Source organism: Chryseobacterium sp. MA9 (assembly GCF_024399315.1).
Taxonomy (GTDB): Bacteria; Bacteroidota; Bacteroidia; order Flavobacteriales; family Weeksellaceae; genus Chryseobacterium.
This window is the reverse complement of the sequence record NZ_CP075170.1, coordinates 1,709,785-1,731,366: the sequence shown is the minus strand read 5'-3', so window position 1 is coordinate 1,731,366 and position 21,582 is coordinate 1,709,785. Positions and strand designations below refer to the sequence as shown.

The 21,582-nt window shown below is 35.7% G+C and carries 18 protein-coding genes; 8 read left to right on the top strand and 10 right to left on the bottom strand.

Translation table 11 applies throughout. The features are described 5' to 3' along the window. Positions 1 to 138: 138 nt before the first annotated feature. Entirely contained in the window at positions 139 to 1,254 is a 1,116-nt protein-coding gene (locus KIK00_RS07850) for an acyltransferase (protein WP_255816002.1), read from the top strand. A 258-nt stretch (positions 1,255 to 1,512) separates the two neighbouring features. On the opposite strand, the gene KIK00_RS07845 is transcribed toward KIK00_RS07850, so the two are convergent. After that, positions 1,513 to 2,550: a serine hydrolase gene (locus KIK00_RS07845; RefSeq protein ID WP_255816001.1), complete on the bottom strand. Its 1,038-nt coding sequence runs from the start codon at positions 2,548 to 2,550 to the stop codon at positions 1,513 to 1,515. A 155-nt stretch (positions 2,551 to 2,705) separates the two neighbouring features. Between KIK00_RS07845 and KIK00_RS07840 the strand changes: the two genes are divergently transcribed. After that, positions 2,706 to 3,218, top strand: a complete 513-nt coding sequence (locus KIK00_RS07840; protein WP_255816000.1) for a hypothetical protein — start codon at positions 2,706 to 2,708, stop codon at positions 3,216 to 3,218. 416 nt (positions 3,219 to 3,634) lie between these two features. Here KIK00_RS07840 and KIK00_RS07835 read toward each other — a convergent pair whose 3' ends face one another. The 3 genes from KIK00_RS07835 to KIK00_RS07825 all read right to left on the bottom strand — a co-directional run bounded on the left by KIK00_RS07835 (position 3,635) and on the right by KIK00_RS07825 (position 8,408). Next, positions 3,635 to 5,098 carry a RagB/SusD family nutrient uptake outer membrane protein gene (locus KIK00_RS07835; RefSeq protein ID WP_255815999.1) on the bottom strand — a complete coding sequence of 488 codons (1,464 nt, stop codon included), beginning with the start codon at positions 5,096 to 5,098 and terminating at the stop codon, positions 3,635 to 3,637. 10 nt (positions 5,099 to 5,108) lie between these two features. Next, entirely contained in the window at positions 5,109 to 8,063 is a 2,955-nt protein-coding gene (locus KIK00_RS07830; protein WP_255815998.1) for a SusC/RagA family TonB-linked outer membrane protein, read from the bottom strand. A gap of 192 nt (positions 8,064 to 8,255) precedes the next feature. After that, positions 8,256 to 8,408, bottom strand: a complete 153-nt coding sequence (locus tag KIK00_RS07825; protein WP_255815997.1) for a hypothetical protein — start codon at positions 8,406 to 8,408, stop codon at positions 8,256 to 8,258. Positions 8,409 to 9,081: 673 nt separating this feature from the next. Between KIK00_RS07825 and KIK00_RS07820 the strand changes: the two genes are divergently transcribed. Continuing rightward, a complete protein-coding gene (locus tag KIK00_RS07820) occupies positions 9,082 to 10,590 on the top strand; it encodes an adenosine kinase (RefSeq protein WP_255815996.1) in 1,509 nt (502 codons plus the stop codon). A gap of 77 nt (positions 10,591 to 10,667) precedes the next feature. Here KIK00_RS07820 and KIK00_RS07815 read toward each other — a convergent pair whose 3' ends face one another. Continuing rightward, a complete protein-coding gene (locus KIK00_RS07815) occupies positions 10,668 to 11,879 on the bottom strand; it encodes a winged helix-turn-helix domain-containing protein (protein ID WP_255815995.1) in 1,212 nt (403 codons plus the stop codon). A 133-nt stretch (positions 11,880 to 12,012) separates the two neighbouring features. After that, a complete protein-coding gene (locus KIK00_RS07810) occupies positions 12,013 to 12,960 on the bottom strand; it encodes a beta-1,6-N-acetylglucosaminyltransferase (RefSeq protein WP_255815994.1) in 948 nt (315 codons plus the stop codon). 441 nt (positions 12,961 to 13,401) lie between these two features. Here KIK00_RS07810 and KIK00_RS07805 point away from each other — a divergent pair, with 441 nt between their 5' ends. The 3 genes from KIK00_RS07805 (at position 13,402) to KIK00_RS07795 (ending at position 15,323) form a co-directional block, all read left to right on the top strand. Continuing rightward, positions 13,402 to 14,187: a DEAD/DEAH box helicase gene (locus tag KIK00_RS07805; RefSeq protein WP_255815992.1), complete on the top strand. Its 786-nt coding sequence runs from the start codon at positions 13,402 to 13,404 to the stop codon at positions 14,185 to 14,187. 133 nt (positions 14,188 to 14,320) lie between these two features. Further along, positions 14,321 to 14,515: a cold-shock protein gene (locus KIK00_RS07800; protein WP_255815990.1), complete on the top strand. Its 195-nt coding sequence runs from the start codon at positions 14,321 to 14,323 to the stop codon at positions 14,513 to 14,515. A 349-nt stretch (positions 14,516 to 14,864) separates the two neighbouring features. Further along, positions 14,865 to 15,323 (top strand): MaoC family dehydratase, encoded by a 459-nt coding sequence (locus KIK00_RS07795; protein ID WP_255815988.1) that lies wholly within the window; start codon positions 14,865 to 14,867, stop codon positions 15,321 to 15,323. A gap of 178 nt (positions 15,324 to 15,501) precedes the next feature. On the opposite strand, the gene KIK00_RS07790 is transcribed toward KIK00_RS07795, so the two are convergent. Then, positions 15,502 to 16,566 (bottom strand): serine hydrolase, encoded by a 1,065-nt coding sequence (locus KIK00_RS07790; RefSeq protein WP_255815986.1) that lies wholly within the window; start codon positions 16,564 to 16,566, stop codon positions 15,502 to 15,504. Between the two features lie 222 nt (positions 16,567 to 16,788). Between KIK00_RS07790 and KIK00_RS07785 the strand changes: the two genes are divergently transcribed. Continuing rightward, on the top strand, positions 16,789 to 17,619 hold the full coding sequence (locus tag KIK00_RS07785) for an SDR family NAD(P)-dependent oxidoreductase (RefSeq protein WP_255815985.1): 831 nt from the start codon (positions 16,789 to 16,791) through the stop codon (positions 17,617 to 17,619). A gap of 61 nt (positions 17,620 to 17,680) precedes the next feature. After that, on the top strand, positions 17,681 to 18,601 hold the full coding sequence (locus KIK00_RS07780) for an AraC family transcriptional regulator (RefSeq protein ID WP_255815984.1): 921 nt from the start codon (positions 17,681 to 17,683) through the stop codon (positions 18,599 to 18,601). Between the two features lie 24 nt (positions 18,602 to 18,625). Here KIK00_RS07780 and KIK00_RS07775 read toward each other — a convergent pair whose 3' ends face one another. The 3 genes from KIK00_RS07775 to KIK00_RS07765 all read right to left on the bottom strand — a co-directional run bounded on the left by KIK00_RS07775 (position 18,626) and on the right by KIK00_RS07765 (position 21,565). After that, on the bottom strand, positions 18,626 to 19,114 hold the full coding sequence (locus tag KIK00_RS07775; protein WP_255815983.1) for a GNAT family N-acetyltransferase: 489 nt from the start codon (positions 19,112 to 19,114) through the stop codon (positions 18,626 to 18,628). 939 nt (positions 19,115 to 20,053) lie between these two features. Continuing rightward, positions 20,054 to 20,695 carry a DUF6705 family protein gene (locus tag KIK00_RS07770; RefSeq protein ID WP_255815982.1) on the bottom strand — a complete coding sequence of 214 codons (642 nt, stop codon included), beginning with the start codon at positions 20,693 to 20,695 and terminating at the stop codon, positions 20,054 to 20,056. 285 nt (positions 20,696 to 20,980) lie between these two features. After that, the gene (locus tag KIK00_RS07765) at positions 20,981 to 21,565 is read right to left on the bottom strand and encodes a DUF6705 family protein (RefSeq protein WP_255815981.1); all 585 of its coding nucleotides are present in this window, start codon (positions 21,563 to 21,565) and stop codon (positions 20,981 to 20,983) included. Positions 21,566 to 21,582 lie beyond the last annotated feature (17 nt).

The following is a 21,582-nucleotide window of genomic DNA, read 5'->3' as shown; positions in this document are numbered from 1 at the left end:
CAAAAGACTTTAAAATAATGTCAGATAACATCATTTATGCTACAAACTGCTTATTTTGCTGTTGACAGTGAATAAACTGTTGTTCAAATCTTCTGTAAGAAAGCAGGTTGAAATTGGTCAATATTTGCAAAAAAAATAATGACGGAACGTTCTGAAAGGCTTTACGGATTAGATCATCTGAGGGCTGCTGCTATTTTACTCGTATTAATATATCACTACCGTGCATTTAAACATCCCGGCTGGATAGACAGTATTGGGCGATTTGGCTGGACAGGAGTTGATCTTTTCTTTGTTTTAAGCGGTTTTCTCATCTCAGGGCAGCTGTTCAAAGAAATAGACAACAAGGGAGCCGTCAATCTGAAAACATTTTATATAAAACGATTTTTCAGGATTATTCCGGCTTACTTTTTTACCCTTTTTCTCTATTTTACATTTCCTTTTTTCAGAGAAAGGGAGGCTTTATCTCCTTTATGGAAATTTGTTACCTTCACTCAAAACTATGGGTTAGATGTCATCAGCCGGGGAACATTTTCCCATGCATGGTCATTGTGTATCGAAGAACAATTTTATCTCGTTTTACCTTTGTTCCTTTTCATCTTAATGCCGACAAAACTGTTTAGATATATGGCTGTTCTGATGATTGTTGTCATTGGATTTTCTATGGCAGCAAGGCTTATGGCGTGGAATGAATTTATTGCAGCAGCAGATACTTCTTCCACCGATTTCTGGAAATTATGGTATATGAAAATATATTATCCTACCCACACAAGATTAGATGGCCTGGGAATGGGTGTTTTGATTGGGTATCTCATGCAGTATTCTTCAATGTTTAGAAGAATAGTCGCTGGCAATGGAAATAAGCTTTTCTTTCTTGGAGTAGTACTGCTGGGAATTTCATTTTGGATATGTAATGAACAGGCTTCAAAAACTGCTTCTGTATTTGGTTTTACATTGGTAGCGATAAGCTATGGAATTATTCTGATGGCTGCTATTTCCCAATCGTCTTTCCTGTATCGTTTTAAGTCGTATATTACTGCTCAGCTGGCTGCCCTGTCGTATGCTGTCTATCTTTCACACAAAGGAATTATCCATATGGTGCAGGAATTCCTTGGTTATTTAAAATTTGAAAACTCAGATAATATCACTATTCTTATTTGTCTGCTGGCTTGTATTTTGGGTGGTTTGTTCTACCGATTTGTTATTGAGAAACCTTTTTCAATCATTAAATCCAGAGTTTTGAAAAAAATTGCTTAGTATTCTAAGTTCGCAGGAAAAATTACCAGATGTTCATTTTTTTTAACGCAAAGTTTTATCTTTTCAATCTGAATATGTAAGGGAGCAAAGCTGGAATCACTTTTATTGATTCTTATTAAGCTGACGATAATCACGAAGCTTCAATGCAACTTTGTCGCTATTTCTTTGCCCTCTTTAATTGATCTGTTTAAATTAATAAAACTTTGCGTTTAAGAATTTATGTCTCGAAGATTATGAATATTTGTAAAGTACTTACAATTATTTGGATCTCATTGCTTTTAACACTGCATTCTTTATCGAAGCTTCTTTAAAACTCCAGTATTCACTTTTTTCAGGCATCTGATTTTCTAAAATAACCAAAGTAGTATCTGTAGAAGGGAAGTATACATTAAGACATGTGAATCCATCACCAAGACCTGTCACGGCAAAATAATCAAGGCCTGCTTCTTTGATAAATCTTACATTGTATCCAAATCCCATACTTTCTTTTCCAAAAACATTGTGTTGGGAGCTTGTGGAAGGGGTCAGCATCTGCTTTTGAAACTCTGGAGAGAGAAGTTTTCCTTTAAATAATGCCTCATCCCATTTGGCAAGATCCTGTACTGTAGAAATAATGCCTGCAGCAGGAGACATATTATCATTCAGGAATGATTCTTTCACTTTTTCAAACTGATTGTTTTCGTTCATGTAGCCGGGAACAAGAGCCTGATTATTCTTAGTATTGTATACCAATGTTTTATCCATTTTCAGTTTTTTGAAAAGAGGAATGGCAAGCTCTGTGAAATTTTTTCCCGTGGTATTTTTAAGGATTTCTCCCAGTAGCATATAAGAAAGATTACCATATTTGAACTGGGAACCGGCTTTGAAAGCTGCTGGCTTATTAATATCTGTAATACCGTGAGTATGATTCAGAAGATGATGGATGGTAACGCTATCTGCCCAGCTTTGAGTAAGAGTAGGCAGGTACTTTTTGATAGGGGTATGAAGATTCAGTTTTCCCTGTTCTGCAGCCTGTAAAATCAAAACAGCGGTAACCTGCTTTGAATTGGACATGATTTCAAACTGGTCGTCTGTTTTCAAAGGAATTTTCTTTTCGAAATCTTTGTAACCATTGGATTTCAGATATTGGATTTTTCCTTTCTGAGCAATCAACACAACACCGTTGAAAGCGATCGGACTGGATGCTGTTATAATACTGTCTATTTTTTGCGTATAAATGTTTTTCTTCTGAGCTGTTGCAGTAACAGACAGTACTGCTGAAAATAGAGCTGTAAAGAATAATTGTGCTTTGGTCATTACGTATTTTTATTTATTGAAAGGTATAAGGTGGAAAGTGAAAATGATATTCTTTAAAATTATTTTGTGAGTGATTATTTAAAGGAATTTAGATTTTCAAATATATGTATTTCCTCTTTTTTCTTTTACTGCAAATATTTTAATAATTTAGTTTCATGAAAATAAAAACTATTAGCCTTTTTATCCTTCTTTTCGCTGTTATTTCCTGTAAAAAAGATAAAGAATATCCGAAATATGCTGAGCTGCAATCCGGTGGTGGAGAATATTCACTTTATATAAAAAACGGGAACTTTGAATTTTTAAAAACAGAACATATCAGTTATGATCAGATTTCAACAGCTTCATTTTCGGAAGGGAAATATGAGATATCTGGAGATGAAATTATTTTAAGAAGCGATAAAGGAAAAAAGTATACTTTCAAAATAGGGAATGAAGCTGAACTGATTCCTGAAAAAATGGATTCTTTAAAAGACCTGAAAGGATTGTACCCTGTTCAAATTCTTCATAATAATAAAATGCCGAAAGAAATTGGGCGCCTGGATTCCTTAGGAAGAAAAAATGCACTGTGGCTTTATTTCAATGAAAAAGGGAAGGTGATCAATCAGAGGTTGTACAAAAATGGTGAGTTACTGAAAGACAATTATAAATCTGATATTATTATAAAATAAAGAATCTGTAGAGTTCTTTTATCTCTCGCAGATCTTGCAAATTAAGCAGATTTAAAAAATCAGCGTAATATCCCGAATCAGTGTGAGAATTTGCGTATTTTTTAACGCAAAGTTTCTTTTATACCTCCATCATTTTGTAAGGGAGCAAAGGTTGAATCAACTTCATTAATTCTTTCTAAGCGGACGCATTATTAAACCACCTTCATCAGCGACAAAGTTGAAGTTCTTTACCTCCTTTACTATATTTTGCCTTATTAAACCTTGCGTTTAAGATAGCTCAATCTTCTTATTCTTTGTTGGGAAATCACGAAGACGCAAAGTTTTTCTAATAGATTAGATATAAAAAAGGCACCATTTACAAGTAAATGGCACCTCGTCACTGAATATATTTGAATGTAAAATTGTTTTAGGTTTATCTATTCATTCTGTTTGATTTGTGGGTTATTATTAATCTCTTTGTTAGGAATCTGGAATCTGAATTTGTCCGTAGTAAGGTTGAACCTTCCAAAAGTATGATTCGTTCCTGTGTATACTCTTTCTAAGGGAGTGTTTAGTCTTTTCATATCAAACCATGCGTAGCCTTCGCCCCACAATTCTATTCTTTTTTGCAGGATGATCTCATTGATCAGATCATTACCGGATTTTGTAGACAGGGTATAGGCTTTATCCCTTTTCGAGGTAATCTCGAATAATACTTGTCTTGCTTCCGTTTCTCTTCCCTGTCTGGCAAGGGCCTCAGCTTGTACATAATATAATGAGGAAGCTCGGAGGTAAATATAATCTCCTTCAAAAAGAGTAGGATCTTTAAATTTCCAGCTTACATACGGCGGATAATTTTTTGTTTTTCCATTAAAGGTATAAGCCGTATTCTGACTGCCATTGAACACTTTTTTACGGTAATCTGTTTCCGGAATCGCTTCATAAAGGCGTTTGTCTATCAGTTTGCGGATCTGTGCAGCTCCGGCATATCCTTCGTTGGTATTATCAAACATCGAGAAGAATGATGCATAATAATTTCCGATACTCATTGTGGAAATCGTATTATGGAAACCCCATATTACCTCAGGATTATTGATATTGGAAAATCCGGTAGTGGTATAATCATCTTCTGTCATAAGGCCAACTCCCTGTTTACTTTCTTCAGCGTATTTGGCAGCTTTAGTGTAATCTCCTGTTTCCAGAAATACTTCAGCCGCAATAGCTTTGGCCGTTCTTCGGTCAATCTGGGCTCTGGATGGACGGGCATAAGTATCTAAAAGTATAATAGATTCCTCAATATCATTCTTGATTTGTCCGTACACCTCAGCAACAGTTGATCTTGGAAGTCCCTGACTGGGATTGCTTGCGGTAAGCACCAATGGAAGCCCCGGCTCAGACTGGTGGCCATTATAATCGTTGGCATAAAAACGAACCAGATAAAAATAAGAGTAAGCTCTTAAGGCCAATAACTGTCCTGCTATAGCTCTGTTCTTTGCGCTTGCATTTTTATCTAAATCATCGAGAAGCTTGTTGATCACAAATATTCTTGCATAAAAAGTAGTCCATACAATCTCAGAAGCAATATTGCTGGCATTAGTTGCTTCGTAGTTATAGAACATTCCCAAGTGCTGGTTGGTAGACTGGATGACATCATTTGACATCAGGTCGGCTCCTGCTTTGATTCCCATGATTCCAAAATCTGAGTGAACGGTAGTACCGCCGGCACCATTGCTGCGAAGATCAAGATAGATTCCGCCTAGAATTTTTTCCGGACTGGAAGAGTCGTTATTCAGCTGCTCACCGGAAATATCGCCTTCTGGTAAAGTATTGAGATCGTTGGCACAGCTTGAGGTAATAAAACCAAGGGTTACAGCTGCTATAAAGTATTTTATTTTTTTCATTCCTATTCTTTTAAAAATTAAGTTTAAAACCTAAAGAGACACTTGACAGCAGAGAATATCGGTATGCATCAGAAACTCCCGTCAATGAAGCTCTTGGATCGTATCCTTTTCTCTTAGACCACAGATACAGGTTGTTGCCTGTCAGATAGACTTTCAGGCCTGATAAACCTGCCTGCTGTGCAAAACCATCAGGAAGCTGATAGGAGAGGGTAACATCCTGAAGACTGATATAATCAGATTTAATAAGATAAAGCGTTGAATTTCCGTTCTGGTTTGTAGCGGTGAGATCTACTCTTGGCAGCGCTGCAGTCGGATTTTCAGGAGTCCATGTTTTATCCAGATCCGTTGAATAATTAGAACCATAGCTGTCCGAATGGAATAGGCTTCTGTAAATATCATCATATCCATATCCTCCGAACTGATAGGCAAAATTCACTGCCAGATTAAATCTCTTGTAAGTAAAATCTGTTCCGAATCCACCATATACCTTTGGAATAGCTGATTTACCAGTGTTATAATCCGTAGCTTCCTTATAATTGCTAGTAACCGTTCTTTCCTCTTTCTGAGTGGCAGGGTTTATGGCAGTGCGATACCATAAAGCATCCCCGTTTTCAGGATTTACTCCGGCAAATTCTTTCAGGAAATAGGTATAGCGGTCTCCACCTTCTGTAAGGATAAACAATCCGGTAACCAAACCTGTATTTCTCTGCTCAGCTGGTAGTCTGGTAATCTTATTCTTATAATGGGTGGCATTGGCATAAACACTCCATTGGAACCCGTCACCACGGAGAATATCCACACTTAGATTCGCCTGAACACCTCTGTTGGTCATATCTCCAATATTTCCGTATTTCACATAAGAACCCGCATTGGATGGAGGAAGAGGAAGTGCGTAAATCATATCTGATACCTTCCTTTCAAAATAATCTGCATTCAAGGTTATTCTGTTTTTTAAAAGTGAGAGCTCAAAACCGGCATTAAGATTTTTGGAAGTCTCCCATTTTAAATCCTTATTTCCCTGTTTTTTTAGTGAAAGAACCGGCTTGTCATCACCGAAATTATTAATTCCATAGATATCCTGGTAGGCATAATAATCTCTGCTGGAACCTCCTAAAAGGATATTATCATTCCCCTGCTGGCCGTAAGAACCTTTTAACTTCAAAGAACTAATCACGCTGTTGTCCTTAAGGAAATCTTCTTTTGCAATATTCCAGGCCAGTCCCAATCCATAGAAATTTCCCCATCTGCTTTCCGGAGAAAAGACAGAAGAACCATCTCTACGGATATTGGCATTAAAGAAATACTTTCCGTCATAATTATACAATAGCCTTGTGAAATATCCTTCTACAGCATATTCATAGCCGCTTCCTGATAAATCCGTAATTTTCACGGCATTGTCAAAAGATTGAGAGTCGGGTAATAAAAGCTGCTGTTTTGATCCTGAAAAACCATCATCTTTTATCTTGTTCAGTTCATGTCCTACAAGAAGGTTAAAGCTGTGATTTCCAAGTTTTTTCTGATAGGTAAGCAATTGCTGATGGTTCAACGTATATTTAAAATTGGAGCCTTGAGAAATAGTACCGCCTACAGAGGAAGAAGTTCCTCCTTCCGTATTTCCGAACTGAAGGTTTCTTGTATTCTCAAGATAGGCACCGAAATTGTACGTGAAATCCAGTCCTTTGATGATTTCATAATTTAAACCAAGATTAAGATTGGTGATATTACTGATGATCTGAGATTTATCTTTCTGAAGGTTACCTACAGGATTTTCAAAAACGGCATATGATCTTGTGGCTCCGTTGGGTCCCTGGCCGTCTCCATAGTCATATAATGCATTTCCATTACTGTCATACAATCTCTGGTAATTATTATCTCTGAGGAAAACAGGATAGAAAGGAGCAATATTTCTGGCAAACTGGAAAGGGTTGGAAAAGCCTCCGGTTTCCCCAAAATCCTGCTTACTGTAGGTATAAGACAAAGCACTGGTTAGCTTCAGCTTTGATGTAATAGAGTAGTCTACATTTGATCTGATCCCGAATCTTTCAAAGCCGGAAGAAATTAAATATCCTTTGTCATCCAGATAATTAAGGGAAGTATAAGATTTTACCTGTTCCCCATTGGCGTTGATACCTACCGTAGCTTCTCTTCTCAAAGAAGGTCTGAAAAGAAGTTTTTTCCAGTTGTCCTGATACAGTAACTGTGCATCCGGATTGAAAGATCCATCCTTTGAAATCAGTTGATTAAACGGAACATTATAAACATTATATCCTAATTTATTCAACGCTGAAAGTCCCACATCATGTGGACTGGCACCAGAAGGAACAGCTCCCGGCTGCTTCAGTCTTGCGATTTCGCCAATTCTGGCTCTGTTATAATAAGCAGTATAATAATCCTGGGGAGAAGTATAAACTGAGTAATCTTCAATAGATCTGAAATTAACCCCGGTTCTTACATCGGCTTCAATACTTACTCCTTTACTCTTACCTCTTTTTGTATTTACAATAATCACTCCATTGGCTCCTCTGGAACCGTATAATGCATTGGAAGAAGCATCTTCAAGAAAAGAAATGCTTTCAATATCTGATGCTGCTATACTGTTCAGGTTTCCGCTGTATGGGATGCCATCCAGTACAATTAATGGATCACTGGAAGCATTGATGGAACCTATCCCTCTCATTCTGATGGTGGGTTGAGAACCAGGCTGGCCGGAAGAGATCACCTGTACACCTGCTACTTTTCCTCCAATTCCCTGAAGAATATTTCCGTTCTGAAGATTAGACAGGTCTTTTGCCTTCAATGACTGTACAGATCCTGTGATTTCTTCTTTTTTTTGCTTCCCGAAGGCCACCACAACCACTTCCTTTATTGAAGTTTCTTGGGAAAGGCTGTCCTTAGTTTGGGCAAAGCCGTATTCCGCGAATAGGAGTAAAGCCAATACACCAAGTTTACATTGTTTCTTTTTCATTATATTAATCTAGGTTTAAAATTGAACTGTGTATTACTGCTGATCTCTCTATGCTAAATATAACTTCCTGCCTCCTTTTTCAGGGAGGGTATAAGAAATAGATAGTAAAATTTACAGGAGATGTACCCGGATTAAAGAAGCCTTGAACTCATGGCTTTCATTCCTACAGTAATGAATGTATCTCTTAAAAAGTTATGACATCATCATTTTACACATCATATCAAAGCACATGTCTTGAGAAATACAGGTGTGCTGTGAATGGCGGGACTCTGCAGAACACTGATGCTGCATCGGAGCTGTTGCCGTGATAGTGCATAGGTAAGAATCAAAGTAGTTCTTATTCATGAGAATAAAGTTTATATTTTTTTTTAACTGTGTCAAAATTATTTAATAATTGATGAACCCCGGTAAAAGAGGAGTATGAGATAAATCATATTAACCTACTAAATTAGTAGACTAATGTAAAAATGTAAAGCTTATTTATTGTATCTGCTTGATAATCATTAATTTGATTAAGCATTGGAAATGTTAAAAAATTATAAAAAAATAGGATTTAAAGCTGTGAATTAAAATTAACACCATAAGTCTATTGTTTTTATAGACTTTTTATTTATTTTATAACACAAGCTGCTGTCTGAACTGGAAGACTGATAGGTGAAATTTTTGTAGGAGGTTTGGTTTTGGCTAAGAATAAGATAGATCCGGCGATGTCTGCTTTATCAGATGTCTAAGAATAGATAAATTTTATAGTTTTGATAAAAAAATAATAAAATAAGGCTGTCTTTCAGGTAAGGCATCCTTTTTCTTAAGATTGTTTTTGTAACTCAGTGAATTGCATTTGCAGCAACCTTTGAAAAACTGTTTCTGAAATTTAAAAATTGATATCTTTCATCATTCTTAATGGAGATTGGAGTTCTTTTACAGAAAAATTAATTATATTTTTGATAATTATTTTATTTGCACAATTCTTTATCAAAAGTGATAAAGCGTAACGATTGTAGAAAACCACTCCAATATTATGATGAAAAAGTACCTTACTTATATAGCACTTTTGGGAGCACCTTTGTTTTGGGGACAAAATAACGTAACCGAAACATCTGCTTACCAGCAAAGCTTGAAATTATCAGAGAAGGAAAATGAAGCCATGGCATTTGATAACGATATAAAATTATCTGATGCTGAAATAGCTTTGGATAAAAAGATATTCCAAATACGTAAGCAGTTTCTGAGTGATACAGAATCTAAAAAAATATCATTATACAACAGCTCTTTCTATGAAATAAAACCTTTAGTAGAAGGCAGTAAGCTGTATGAAATACTACAGGCCATGCCGAAAGGAGGTTTACTGCACACCCACAGCGGAGGGATAACGGAGGTGAAATGGATTATTTCGGCTGCCAGAAAATATCAGGAATGCTACGTTTACGATCAGAAAGATAATGATCAGTTCATTTTCGGACAGCTGGCTTTTTTTGAAAAAGGAAAAGTTCCAAACGGATTTGTCAGCCTTGATAAAAAGCTGAACTCAAACCCTGATTTTGAAAAGCAACTACAGGAACTTCTTACTCTGAAACGTGATAACCTTTGCTCTTATACAGATTATTGGATTGAATTTGAAAAACGATTTAAGCGTATCAATCTGCTGCTTCCTTATCGTCCTTTCTTCAAAGAATATTATTTAAAAGGATTCCAGGATTTGATCAAAGATAAAGTACAGCACGTAGAAATCAGATATATTTTTGATGAGCTTTATGATTTCCAGCATGGGAAATACCCTTTAAAAACTTCAATCACAGATCTGCAGGATATTCTTAAAGAAGTACACAAGTCTGATCCGCAATTCACCCTGAAACTGATTTATTCAAGCTTTAAATTCCTGGATAATGAAAGTATCGGAAAACAGCTGGAAACAGCATTTGCGATGAAAAGAGAATTTCCGGATATGATTTCGGGGTTTGACCTTGTGGCGGATGAAGCTGCCGGACATAACATCAGCTTTTTTGAAAAAAACTGGGCAAAACTGAAAGAGCTTAATAAAAAGTACGGCGTAGAAATGCCTCTTTTCCTTCACGCAGGAGAAAGTAACTCTTCCCTGAATAAAAATGTTCTGGATGTAGCCTTATTAAACAACAAAAGAATTGGACACGGACTGAATCTGATTTATTTCCCAAAAACAATGGAGCAGATCAGAACACAAAATAAACTGGTTGAAGTAAGCCCAATCAGTAACCAGGTTTTGGGATATGTGAGTGATATGAGAAATCATCCCGCCAGAGTATTATTAAGCAATGGAGTACAATGTTCCATCAACAGTGATGATCCTTCTGTATATGGATACACAGGGCTTAGTTATGATTTCTGGGTAGCATTGGTGTATTGGGAACTGGATGTAAAAGCGTTAAAAAAACTGGTTTTCAATTCCATTAATTATTCTTCTTTAAATGAAAATGAGAAAAAGAAATCATTAACCTATCTGAACCAGCAATGGAGTGATTTTGTCCAGAAAACGAATCAGAAATTAAACTAATCAGGGGTTTCCTGGAAAAAATAAAATCGCATTATTGACTTAATAATGCGATTTATCTTTTAATAGATCAATGAAGATTACTTTTTAAACCTTAATCTGGATAATTCTTTTTTTACAGTAGTGCCCAATTTTGATGGGCTCACCTTTGTCAGAACCCAGGATTCACAACCGTTGAAGACAGCAAAGCGTTTTATGGTTTCTACAAAAGGTGTAAGCCATAATTCAGGAGCTATCGTATTGTTTTCAATATGTAAATGAATAAGTTCAAATTTTTTTTCCTTTCTGTGCGCTTTACAGTCAACCCTTCCGATGAACTGATCTCCAAACAGAATGGGCAGACAGAAGTAACCATACTGTCTTTTTTCTTTTGGAGTATAGCATTCCAACCGGAAATCAAAATCAAAAATCTGTTTGATCCGGTCACGATGAATAATAGAATTATCAAATGGTGACAGCAGCCATACATTAGAATCTGTCAGATCAAATGTTCTTTCCAGCAGTTTATTTTGAACATAAACAGAGTTTCCTCCATCAACTTTAGCTTTCGATATTGTATCTTCTTCAAGCATAGCCTGTAAAACTTCATTCACATTTTTCTTCAGGTCATTTCCTGTCCGAAGATGGGTAATCTGCTTTACTGTAGTAAACCCATAAGCACGGAGATTGGTTGTTACCAGATATTTCGCAAACTCAAGTGGAGTAGGTTCTGTGGTATTAATGGAAGAGGGCAGAACTCTTTCAGCCAGATCATATGTTTTCTGCATTCCGGAACGTCCGCTGATCATCAGATCACCCTGCATGAAAAGCCTTTCAAGAGCTAGTTTGGCAGGTTTCCAGTTCCACCAGGTTCCTGCTTTATGACTTTCGTTTTCAAAATCTCTTGCCCGTTTAGGACCTTCATTGCGAATGATGTCTATGACATATTCCATTACTTTTGGGTCTGCATTGTAGTAGCGGGATTCCCCTCGCTTGATGGTAAGCATTTGAGGTAAAACATACCGGAAATCCTGCATCGGAAGATAAGAAGCTGCATGAAACCAATATTCAAATACCTTACGCTCCTCAACCAGTTCTTCAAGATAATCTGCCTTAAAGTCAGGAATTCTTGTCCAAAGCGTATGATGATGGGCACGCTCCACCATAGATAAAGTATCAATCTGTATATATCCGAGATGCTCCAAGGCATGAAGAACCGCATCTTTTCCGGTTCCGAACGGTGTAATTTGTGTTAATCCCTGACTGTCTAATGTTGCAAGCTTTAAGTGTTCTAACGCCAACTTCTTTTCCATATCCGAAGAAAACAGGTTTTTGATGTTTTTTCAAATATAAGGATTTGACCGAAAAGCTTTGGGTAAGATATCATTTAAATACGCCGGGTAATGGCTGGTAATATAGAATAATGATACTATAGAGGTAAAAAACTCAGTTGTTCTGGCGGTTATCTCTTTTTAATTCCCTTTCAATTTCATTCACAAAGGGTAAGGGAAGATGAAAACTTTCTTCAATATATTTTCTGATATTTTCATCAGTTTTGTTGTTTATCTTCCTGATAAAAAGTTGGTTGCCGGATTTTAAAGATTCAATATAATTGAATGTACTCTGTGTATTTTGAAAAATTGATTTCTCAAGTACAGCTCTTTTATCATCATTAATAATGATATCACTAAATGATGTATTCATAAGAACAGTCTGAAAAAAAGATTCTGCAGGTAAAAAAGTATGAAGATAATAATCTTCAAAATCCATTACCATTTTATTATTGATTAAGAATAAGCAGGTTTCTCTTGTAAAAATGAACCATTTTCCGCCAATAAAAGGGGTTACTCCTTTCATAAATGTTCTTTTGTAGATGAAAGATGAGATCACATAGGCAAATTCTGTAAAATAACTTTGTATTCTTTGCAGGGTGTCCGGTCTGTAAAATTTCTGGTCGTAATAAAAAAGATAATTTCTGTCTTTATGGGTAGAAAGAAATTGGCGGATAATATTTTGTGATTTCAGGGGATAATCTTCACCGCTTAGATTAATAAAATAGTCCCATTCTTTACTTACATTTAAGAGAAACTCCATAGCATTCAATTCAGCCTGAACCATATTGAAGCCTCCTGAAACAATATTCAGACTGTCCAGAATATAGACATTGGGAAACTGAACTGCATATAGCTGTATTTCTTCAATGAAATCAGGCTTGGCTTTTCTGTCGATATGAATAAGATAAAACTGATCCCTTGTATAAATTTTCTTAAACATCTCCTTAAATACTTCAGATTTATGATGTAGCATAATAAAATATGCAATCCTTACATGTGGGCCTGTATGTGATTCTAGTGTTTTGGGATAAGGTTTTGTTCTGGGATCAGAAGTTTGCATGATTCGGAGTTTAAAATCATCTGCATCAGCAAACAATTTAGTTAATTGCTAGAAGATACGAATAATTTTTTGATAATCAATCAATTAAATAGAATTGTGTTTGTTTTTTTTATTGTAAGTTTGCAAAACATTTATAAAACAGGTCACTGCCTTTGCTATTCTGTCACAGTTTAAAATCACATTTTTTTCTTTCAGTTTTGCTTTTTCAGCTACCAATTTATAGTCTTCATTTTCTTGGCAGAAATCAGAGATTATAAAGTTCTATTGTAGATTAGGAGCGATACGTCATAGCTGGATAATATGTTACAGATATTATTGTAGCTAAAAGAAGAAAAAGATGAGCAGAAAAGAATACTCTTTATTTGTTTATCCTTACCAGATACCAACTCAAATTCTGATCAACAGATTTGCTTACAAAATACCGGAAAGCCGGAATTTATAATGAATTTTAAAAATTTAAATCTAATCAACCCAATTATCCGTGCAGTGACAGAAGCAGGATATTCCAGGCCCACTGAAATACAGTGTAATGCAGTTCCGTCTATTTTAGCTGGGAGAGATGTTGTAGGATATGCTCAAACGGGTACAGGAAAAACAGCAGCATTTGTTATGCCTATTTTGCAACTGTTGAAAAGACATACTCCGGACCATAAAGAAATACGAATTTTAATACTTACGCCAACACGGGAATTGGCTATGAAGCTGGAAGAAAATCTTGGAATTTACAGTAAGTATTTACCATTGTCTCAGCTTTCTGTTTATGAAGGTTTTCCCATTGGAAGCCAGCTTGCAGCGCTGAGGAAAAGAGTGGATATTCTTGTGGCAACACCAGAAAGACTTCTTGATTTAGAGAATCAAAGACATATTGACCTTACCAAAATTGAAATATTTGTTTTAGATAAGGCAGATAAAATGCTTGATATGGGCTTCATTAATGAAGTGAAAAAAGTTTTAAAACTGCTTCCCCAGAAAAGACAGAACCTGTTTTTTTCTACAACAATGCCAGGAAGCGTAAAACATTTTGCCGGAACAATTCTGAACAATCCTGTGGAAGTTATTGTTAGTCCGGTATCTTCAACAGCAAAGACGGCTAAGCAGCCGGTTTGTTTTATAGAAAAAGAAAAGAAAACAGATTTGCAGACAGATGCACTGCAGAAAAAAAATATAAGATCAATGGTTTTTACACGTACTAAGCATGTAGCCAATAAACTGGTCCAGCAGCGGTAGAATTTCCGAATATTCCTGAAACCTGTGTTCACAGGATTGGATGAACCGGAATAGAAGGAACTGCTATTTCATTTTTATAAATAGAATCTGTAGCGTTTACAGACTATAATATACAATTTTAATAATAATTACAATGCAAGAAGGCACCGTAAAATTTTTCAATGAAGCAAAAGGCTTCGGTTTTATTACTCCAGCAGATGGAAGTAAAGATATATTTGTACATTCTTCAGGATTAAACACAGGAACGATCCGTGAAAATGATAAAGTAGTTTTTGATGTACAAAAGAGTGATAAAGGCTTAAATGCTGTTAACGTAAAGTTGGCATAATTAAAGTCTTACTTGCAGGTATGTTACAATAACATCCCTTTCCATATTAAGTTTCATATTTTTTATATTTTTTTACAGATTCGAAATCCATAAAACTTAGTATCTGGATCTATTGTTTGAAAAAACATTAATGTAATTTAGATTACTTTTTATTTTCATTAGCCTCTTACTTTACGTGAGAGGTTTTCCAGGATTTGAAAAGATAAGAATAGTAATTGGACCAGATATTGATAGACTGAGATTGGATGTCTGAAAAATTTATAAAAAATATGCAGACTTGGTATATCATTATTACAGTGTTTATGACAGCTGTAAATATTTTAATCCCTCAAAAGGTTCAGAAAATAATATGATTATTATTAATAATTTTAATGAGTATAAGTCTCTTGAAGGACAGATGATAGGAGTTTCTGACTGGCATACGATACATCAGGATCAGATCAACAGATTTGCAGATGCTACTTTAGATGATCAGTGGATACATACTGATCAGGAAAGGGCAGAAAATGAAGGCCCTTTTAAATCAACTATTGCTCATGGTTATTTAACATTATCATTGATTCCTTATCTCTGGAAACAGATTGCAGATGTTCGAAATGTAAAAATGGAAATCAATTACGGAATAGAGAACCTTAAATTCGGAGATGCTGTTCCGGTAAACAGTGAGGTGAGGCTGCAGGCAACAGTAAAATCAGTAATCAATCTCAAGGGAACTGTAAAAGCAGTCGTTGAAGCTAAGCTGCTGATTAAAGATCATATAAAACCTGCTTATACAGGTGATGTTGTTTTCCTTTATCATTTTTCCTGATACAGAATTTTAAAAAGTAAATCCGTTAATTTTATTATCATCTTATAAATAAAAAGCATCATTGAATTCAATGATACTTTAACCTTTTGCTACCTGTTCAATGTTTTTATAAAACAGCTGTCCATGTATTTTTAACTGGTGACTGTTATTTCATGATATTCAAACTATTGGGTAGATATCATTGTTTATCTTTGATTTCCGGAAGTTTAATTTCTTTGTTATAAAGCAGATCAACTACATTTTTGATGAAACTTTCTTTTTTGATTCGTTCTCCGTTGGTATTATATGCAATGGAGAGATCAGCCTCTTTATTATAGATAAGAATAGCGTGTGACCCTAAGGTATCACCGCCATGACCATAAAATGTAATGCCGTCAAAATCCCAGATTGCCATTCCTCTTCCCCAGGTTTCTTTTCCCAATACAGGTTCCATCAGTTTCAGAGTCTCTTTTTTCAGAATAGTACTGTGGAATAAACTGTTGATGAAAATATTCAGATCATAAGGCGTTGAAGAGACATCACCCACACCAATTACATTGAGAAAGTCTATTTCCTCTTTCAACATACTCCAGGAATTGTTTTCATAATGATAAGGCAGAAGTATATTTTTTTGATTCGCCTGGAAAGAAGCTGAATTTTTTAATTGAAGAGGTCTTAGAATCTCTGAACGAACTATTTTGTAATACGGTTTTTTATATTTCTGTTCAAGAATTTTTGTTAAAAGATAATAAGCAGAATTGGAATAGGCCACCTTTTCACCAGGCTCAAAACTCTTACCTTGTTTGATGATCAGATCCATGATCTCTTTGTCACTCTCTTTTCCGGTAACCCATACTTCTCCATCTTTCACCACATAGCTTCCCAGTCCGCTGGTATGCTCTAATAAATTTTTAATAGTTATTTTATCTGAATTAATAATTTCAGGATAAAACTCAGAAAGCTTATTATTGAGATTCAGTTTGTTTTCTTCAATTAATTTGAAAATTAAAACAGCTGTAATCATTTTGGTAACAGAGCCCACTTGATATTTAGTATTGTTATTGTAAGTTAACTCAGGGATGTTTTTTTGTCCGAAATTTTTAGAATAAACTTCTTTACCATTTTTAAAAATGGACAGACTGCCTACTCCCAGATTATTATTTTCAATATAATTAAAGTAATGATCTAATTTTTCAGGGTTGATGGTTTGTGAAAAAAGATAATTGGAAATAAGAAGAAGCAGTAATGTAATTTTAATATTCATGATGAGTCTTTGTGGGTTAGTCATTGATAAAACAACCGGATAGGTAAGAATATTACATAGCATGATGTTTCTGTCCTCCAAAACTCCCTTAAGTGTTTAAAGCTCTTGTGGTTTCGTTTCTGCTTAAAGATCCTCAATTCGCCTACAAAGGTCTGCGATTAGACTACAATTTCAGGAGACAGGCTTTATAATTTTGCTTTATCAAAAAAACATTTTAAAATTATGATACAACAAAATAGAATCTGGTTTATCACTGGAGCATCAAGAGGCTTCGGACGCATCTGGACTGAAGCAGCGTTGGAACGTGGTGACAAAGTAGTAGCCACGGCAAGAAAACTGGAAAGCATTGCCGATTTTAAGGAGAAATACGGTGATAACGTACTTACTTTAGCATTGGATGTTACCCAGCCTGAGCAGGTAAAAGAAGCCGTGCATAAAGCCCACCAACATTTCGGAAAGCTGGATATCGTACTGAACAACGCAGGATATTCGCTGGTAGGAACCATAGAAGAGGCAGGTGCAGATGAAATCCGTGCTTTATATGAAACCAATATTCTTGGTCCCGTAAGTGTCATTCAGGCGGTATTACCGATTATGAGAGAACAGGGATATGGGCATATTCTGGGGACATCAAGCAATCTCGGACACGTTACATTGCCGGTCATTGGGTATTACAGTTCTTCCAAATGGGCTTTTGAAGCAATCCATGAGAGCCTTGCAGAAGAGATTAAGCAATTCGGGATCAAAGTGACGATTATAGAACCGGGAGCGTATGCTACAGAATTTGGAAGTCAGGATTCACTGAAGTTTTCCCAGAGCCTGGAGGTGTACAATGATTTTAAAACAGAATTTATAAAGACCATTCAGTCTTATGAGAAGGGAGATCCTAAAGCGACACCTGAAGCGCTCTTTAAAATGGTAGATGCTGAAAATCCACCGTTACGCTTTCATCTGGGAAGTCATAATCTTCCTTTGGTGAAGTCTGTATATGCAGAAAGAATCAATCTCTGGGAAGCCTGGGATGAAGTTTCCAGTGCAGCGCAGGGATCATAACAAACAGTAACAGCCGGTTATAAAATTATAGCCGGTTTTTCGTACCTTTAAAATACCAATTATGAAAAAGACAGATCAGACTCCATTCAAATTTGAATCGTTATCAGAGGCCAGCCGGTTTTTCGGACTGCCAACACCCAAGCATCCACTCATCAGCTTAATGAATGGGGCACATAATCTGGTGGCAACAGATAAGTTGTCTCAAAAACATGTGTTGAGTTTCTATAAAATATCCTATAAACCCAAACTGGAAGGCAGAATAGAGTACGGACAAGGCTATTACGATTTTAATGAGGGGGGACTTCTCTTTGCAGCACCCGGTCAGGTGATAGGAGGGAACGGAAACAGTGATACCGCCTGTTCACAATACTCTCTGCTCATTCATCCTGACTTCTTTCTTGGGTATCCCATCGCCAGGAAGATCAGGCAATATGGTTTTTTCTCCTATTCTACGAAAGAAACCCTGCATCTTTCTGAAGAAGAGAAAAATACGGTGCTTTCTATCTTTAATTTTATTGAATCTGAACTCAACAGCCGTATTGACGACTTCAGCCATGATGTGATGATCTCTCAGATAGAACTGCTCCTTACCTATGCCAATCGTTTTTATAAGCGCCAGTTTATCACCCGTAAAGCAACCAGCAGCAGCCTTCTGCAAAAATTTGAAGATTTGCTTGATGGATATTTTAAAGATGAAATATCTCTTAATAAAGGGATACCCACGGTAAGTTATTTTGCAGAAAATCTACATCTTTCACCCAGTTACTTAAGTGATATGCTGCGTTCCTTAACGGGGCAGAGTACCCAGCAGCATATTCATGACAAACTGATTAGCGAGGCAAAGGAAATGCTTTCCACCACCAGCCTGTCTGTGAGTGAAGTAGCGTATGCACTGGGGTTTGAGCATTCCCAGTCGTTCAGTAATCTATTTAAAACAAAAACCAAGCTTTCTCCTTTAGAATTCAGGAAGTCTTTCAATTAATGCTTTGATTTTATTGGGATTAAATTAACGGTCGAGTCTGTAAATAAATTCCTCAATCTCCGTTTGTCTGGCATTGGCAAAGCCTTTATCTGTACCGATTTTGACAAAACCACAGTTTTCCAACACTTTTTGCGAACCGAAATTATCAAAGGCAACCCGTCCGAAAATAGGTCTGGTGGTTTCAAGGGTGAGAAAATCTTTCAATGCTGTTGTGGCAACCCCTTTTCCCCAGAAAGGCTTATCAATCCAATAGGTGATTTCTGCATCCCCTTCCATGATAAATTTGGCAATACTTCCGGCGATCACATTATCAGCCATAATAGTCTGGTTGTTGATGGTAGGGTCATTCAGCAGTCTTGTGAATTTGGCGAGATAAGCTTCTTTATTGGCGAAATCTTTTGAAGTAAAAGCTGCCAGATACCTGGCTTCAGGGTCAAGCTGAAATTCAAAAAGAATATCCAGATCAGCCACTACGGTAGGCCTGAGTTGTATTTCATAATTACTGTTTTTCATTGTAATGGGTGTGTTGGTTGATCTTCAAATATAATTAAATACTGGGATCAAAATGTATCGGGGGTTCGAATCCCTTCCTCTCTGCAAGATTTGATGAGGGTTCGAATCCCTCCAACTTCATGAAAAGTAGGTGAGTGGTTGTTATGTCAGTAGTTTATTGAGGTTAGCAAAAAGATTTTTATCCCTTTACCCCTTCAGAAGTCCCTCGAACCACTATGATAAGGGGCTAGACCCTCTTTGATAAGTATCTCTAGCCCCTTGTGTAACACCCTTTACCCCCTTATACAACCCCCTATACCCCCTTACTTAAGAGGGTAGAGCCACTTGCTCAAGGGGGTAGAGGCTGTTCCGAAGTCCCTGGAGAGGGTATGATAAGTGGGTAGAGCCCCTTAGATAACGGTCTGGAGGCAGTTTATAGGTTTCGGGACACACTTATATGATTGTCAATATACAGTTATCTAAGTGTCTGTAGACAGTTCTTTAAGTGGTCAGAGCGACTAGAGAAGAAGCTGAAGATATTTCTGTAAGTGGTTCCGGACACATAGGTAAGTGTTGCAGATTATTTCTGAAGGGGGTGCAGACAGTTTGGAAAATCCTTCCGGATACTTGTAGAAATGTCCGGAGGTTCTTTGAAAGTGCCTTCAGCCTTTGTATTTGAATTCTATGTTTTTAAGAAAGCACTGAACCAGCTTGGTTAATAATATTCAAATACTCTTTCTATTTTTTGTTGTATTATCCCTTGATCATCTACTAATTCTTCATAAATGGAGTTGGCTTGCGGTTTGCATTATTACATCCATAATCCTTCTTTCATCGTCAATTCCCATAAAACGTAAAGTTATGAGTTTATGACTTGTAACTGAAAGTAGCTTAAAATAAAAATGATTGGCTTTACCTGTCGCGGTATAACCAATCATTTTTTATTTCATCAACTTTAATTTATTGTTTTACCAAGGATATTGATTTTTTATATGGTATAGTAGGTTGGTAGGATGGTGGACATTCTCCCCATGTAATGTCAGCATCTTGCAACATCAGTATACTCATTTTATTTGGTGTTTCTGGTTTAATTCTTAAATAAACGATTCCTTCTTCGCCACAAGCAAATTCACTGTTACCAATAAAGTACATCATGTATGCTTTTAAATCGGGTTGAAAATTCAATCCATCAAAATTTGTTTTTATATCATTAGGTTCATTAAAAGTATTATAGATAATATTTCCGTTAGTATCAGTTACTTTCATTCTACCAATTAATTTATCTCTTTTTATACCTATTTCCTCATAAATGCCTTTTTTGAGTTGAATCTCATAGGTTTTACCATTATAAGTTCCTTTCCATGTACTGATATATTTATCTAGAGAATTATTAATATCTTTTGCGTAATTATAGTTTGGGCAATTAGGATTTGTTAGACATTGAGCCGCTTCTTCTAAAGAAATTACTTGTGCGTTACAAGAAATAGTAAAAAAGATTAAAGTAAAAAATAAGTATTTCATAATATTTTTTTTAGTTTGGACAATTTGTTTCTGTTGTATCTGTTTTATCAGAATTAAGGCTAATTTCTGTGGTTGTTCCATCTGTATTCATTCTATACAAACTTACTCCTTTATCTCACTCAGAGAATAGGAACAATTAATACAATGAAATTATTGATTAACTTATAATATATTAACATATAGAGCACTTTCCTGTTCTTGAATCTATCGTACAGCAAGTATTTTTTAAGCTATTCTTATTGTGTTTTCCAAGTCTTAAACCTTGATTTTATGACTTGTACCTGAAAGCAACTTAAAATAAAAATGATTGGCTTTACCTGTCTGTGGTAGAACCAATCATTTTTTAGTTAAAGATATTGAGTGTAATTACTGTTTAGTAAAAATCAAATCTTTTGTTTTTGGTAAGTAAATTTTCGTGTCTAAAGTAGGAGGGCACTTACTTGCTGTTGTCACCAAATCATTTGGTAAATACTCCCAAGACATTTGAGTGGTATTTATTTTCTTTAATATTATTTTACCCCAACCTACACCACAATTTGTTCCAGAATAGTTTAATGTTACTCTTGTCCCATTTTCTGTAACCCATAAACTATAAATTGTATGTAATGAATCTGGTTGAAATATCATACTTTTAGTATCCTGAAGAATGGCTCCAGAAGAATTTTTTATGATATATCTTATAGATAAAACATCTTTGTAAATCTGTTTACCTCTGGTGTTAAAAAGCTTATCGTTTTCTTTATCAATATATAATGTAATTTGATTTCCATTATATGTTGATAAATATGTACCTACAAAAGATTGAAGTTCATTATTTGTGTCTTTTAAATGAGACATATTAGGAATGTTATCAATTGATGTTAATAACGGAAAATTTTGTTGCGCTTTGCAAGATATTACGCTTAAAAATAAGCCTAAAATTAATACTGTTCTTTTATATGTTACTTTCATATTTCTTTATTATTTTG

Bases quoted from the DNA above. Each gene is read 5' to 3' on its own strand.
- KIK00_RS07850 (WP_255816002.1), top strand. From the start codon at position 139: ATGACGGAACGTTCTGAAAGGCTTTACGGATTAGATCATCTGAGGGCT.
- KIK00_RS07845 (WP_255816001.1), bottom strand. From the start codon at position 2,550: ATGACCAAAGCACAATTATTCTTTACAGCTCTATTTTCAGCAGTACTG.
- KIK00_RS07840 (WP_255816000.1), top strand. From the start codon at position 2,706: ATGAAAATAAAAACTATTAGCCTTTTTATCCTTCTTTTCGCTGTTATT.
- KIK00_RS07835 (WP_255815999.1), bottom strand. From the start codon at position 5,098: ATGAAAAAAATAAAATACTTTATAGCAGCTGTAACCCTTGGTTTTATT.
- KIK00_RS07830 (WP_255815998.1), bottom strand. From the start codon at position 8,063: ATGAAAAAGAAACAATGTAAACTTGGTGTATTGGCTTTACTCCTATTC.
- KIK00_RS07825 (WP_255815997.1), bottom strand. From the start codon at position 8,408: ATGAATAAGAACTACTTTGATTCTTACCTATGCACTATCACGGCAACA.
- KIK00_RS07820 (WP_255815996.1), top strand. From the start codon at position 9,082: ATGATGAAAAAGTACCTTACTTATATAGCACTTTTGGGAGCACCTTTG.
- KIK00_RS07815 (WP_255815995.1), bottom strand. From the start codon at position 11,879: ATGGAAAAGAAGTTGGCGTTAGAACACTTAAAGCTTGCAACATTAGAC.
- KIK00_RS07810 (WP_255815994.1), bottom strand. From the start codon at position 12,960: ATGCAAACTTCTGATCCCAGAACAAAACCTTATCCCAAAACACTAGAA.
- KIK00_RS07805 (WP_255815992.1), top strand. From the start codon at position 13,402: ATGAATTTTAAAAATTTAAATCTAATCAACCCAATTATCCGTGCAGTG.
- KIK00_RS07800 (WP_255815990.1), top strand. From the start codon at position 14,321: ATGCAAGAAGGCACCGTAAAATTTTTCAATGAAGCAAAAGGCTTCGGT.
- KIK00_RS07795 (WP_255815988.1), top strand. From the start codon at position 14,865: ATGATTATTATTAATAATTTTAATGAGTATAAGTCTCTTGAAGGACAG.
- KIK00_RS07790 (WP_255815986.1), bottom strand. From the start codon at position 16,566: ATGAATATTAAAATTACATTACTGCTTCTTCTTATTTCCAATTATCTT.
- KIK00_RS07785 (WP_255815985.1), top strand. From the start codon at position 16,789: ATGATACAACAAAATAGAATCTGGTTTATCACTGGAGCATCAAGAGGC.
- KIK00_RS07780 (WP_255815984.1), top strand. From the start codon at position 17,681: ATGAAAAAGACAGATCAGACTCCATTCAAATTTGAATCGTTATCAGAG.
- KIK00_RS07775 (WP_255815983.1), bottom strand. From the start codon at position 19,114: ATGAAAAACAGTAATTATGAAATACAACTCAGGCCTACCGTAGTGGCT.
- KIK00_RS07770 (WP_255815982.1), bottom strand. From the start codon at position 20,695: ATGGAACAACCACAGAAATTAGCCTTAATTCTGATAAAACAGATACAA.
- KIK00_RS07765 (WP_255815981.1), bottom strand. From the start codon at position 21,565: ATGAAAGTAACATATAAAAGAACAGTATTAATTTTAGGCTTATTTTTA.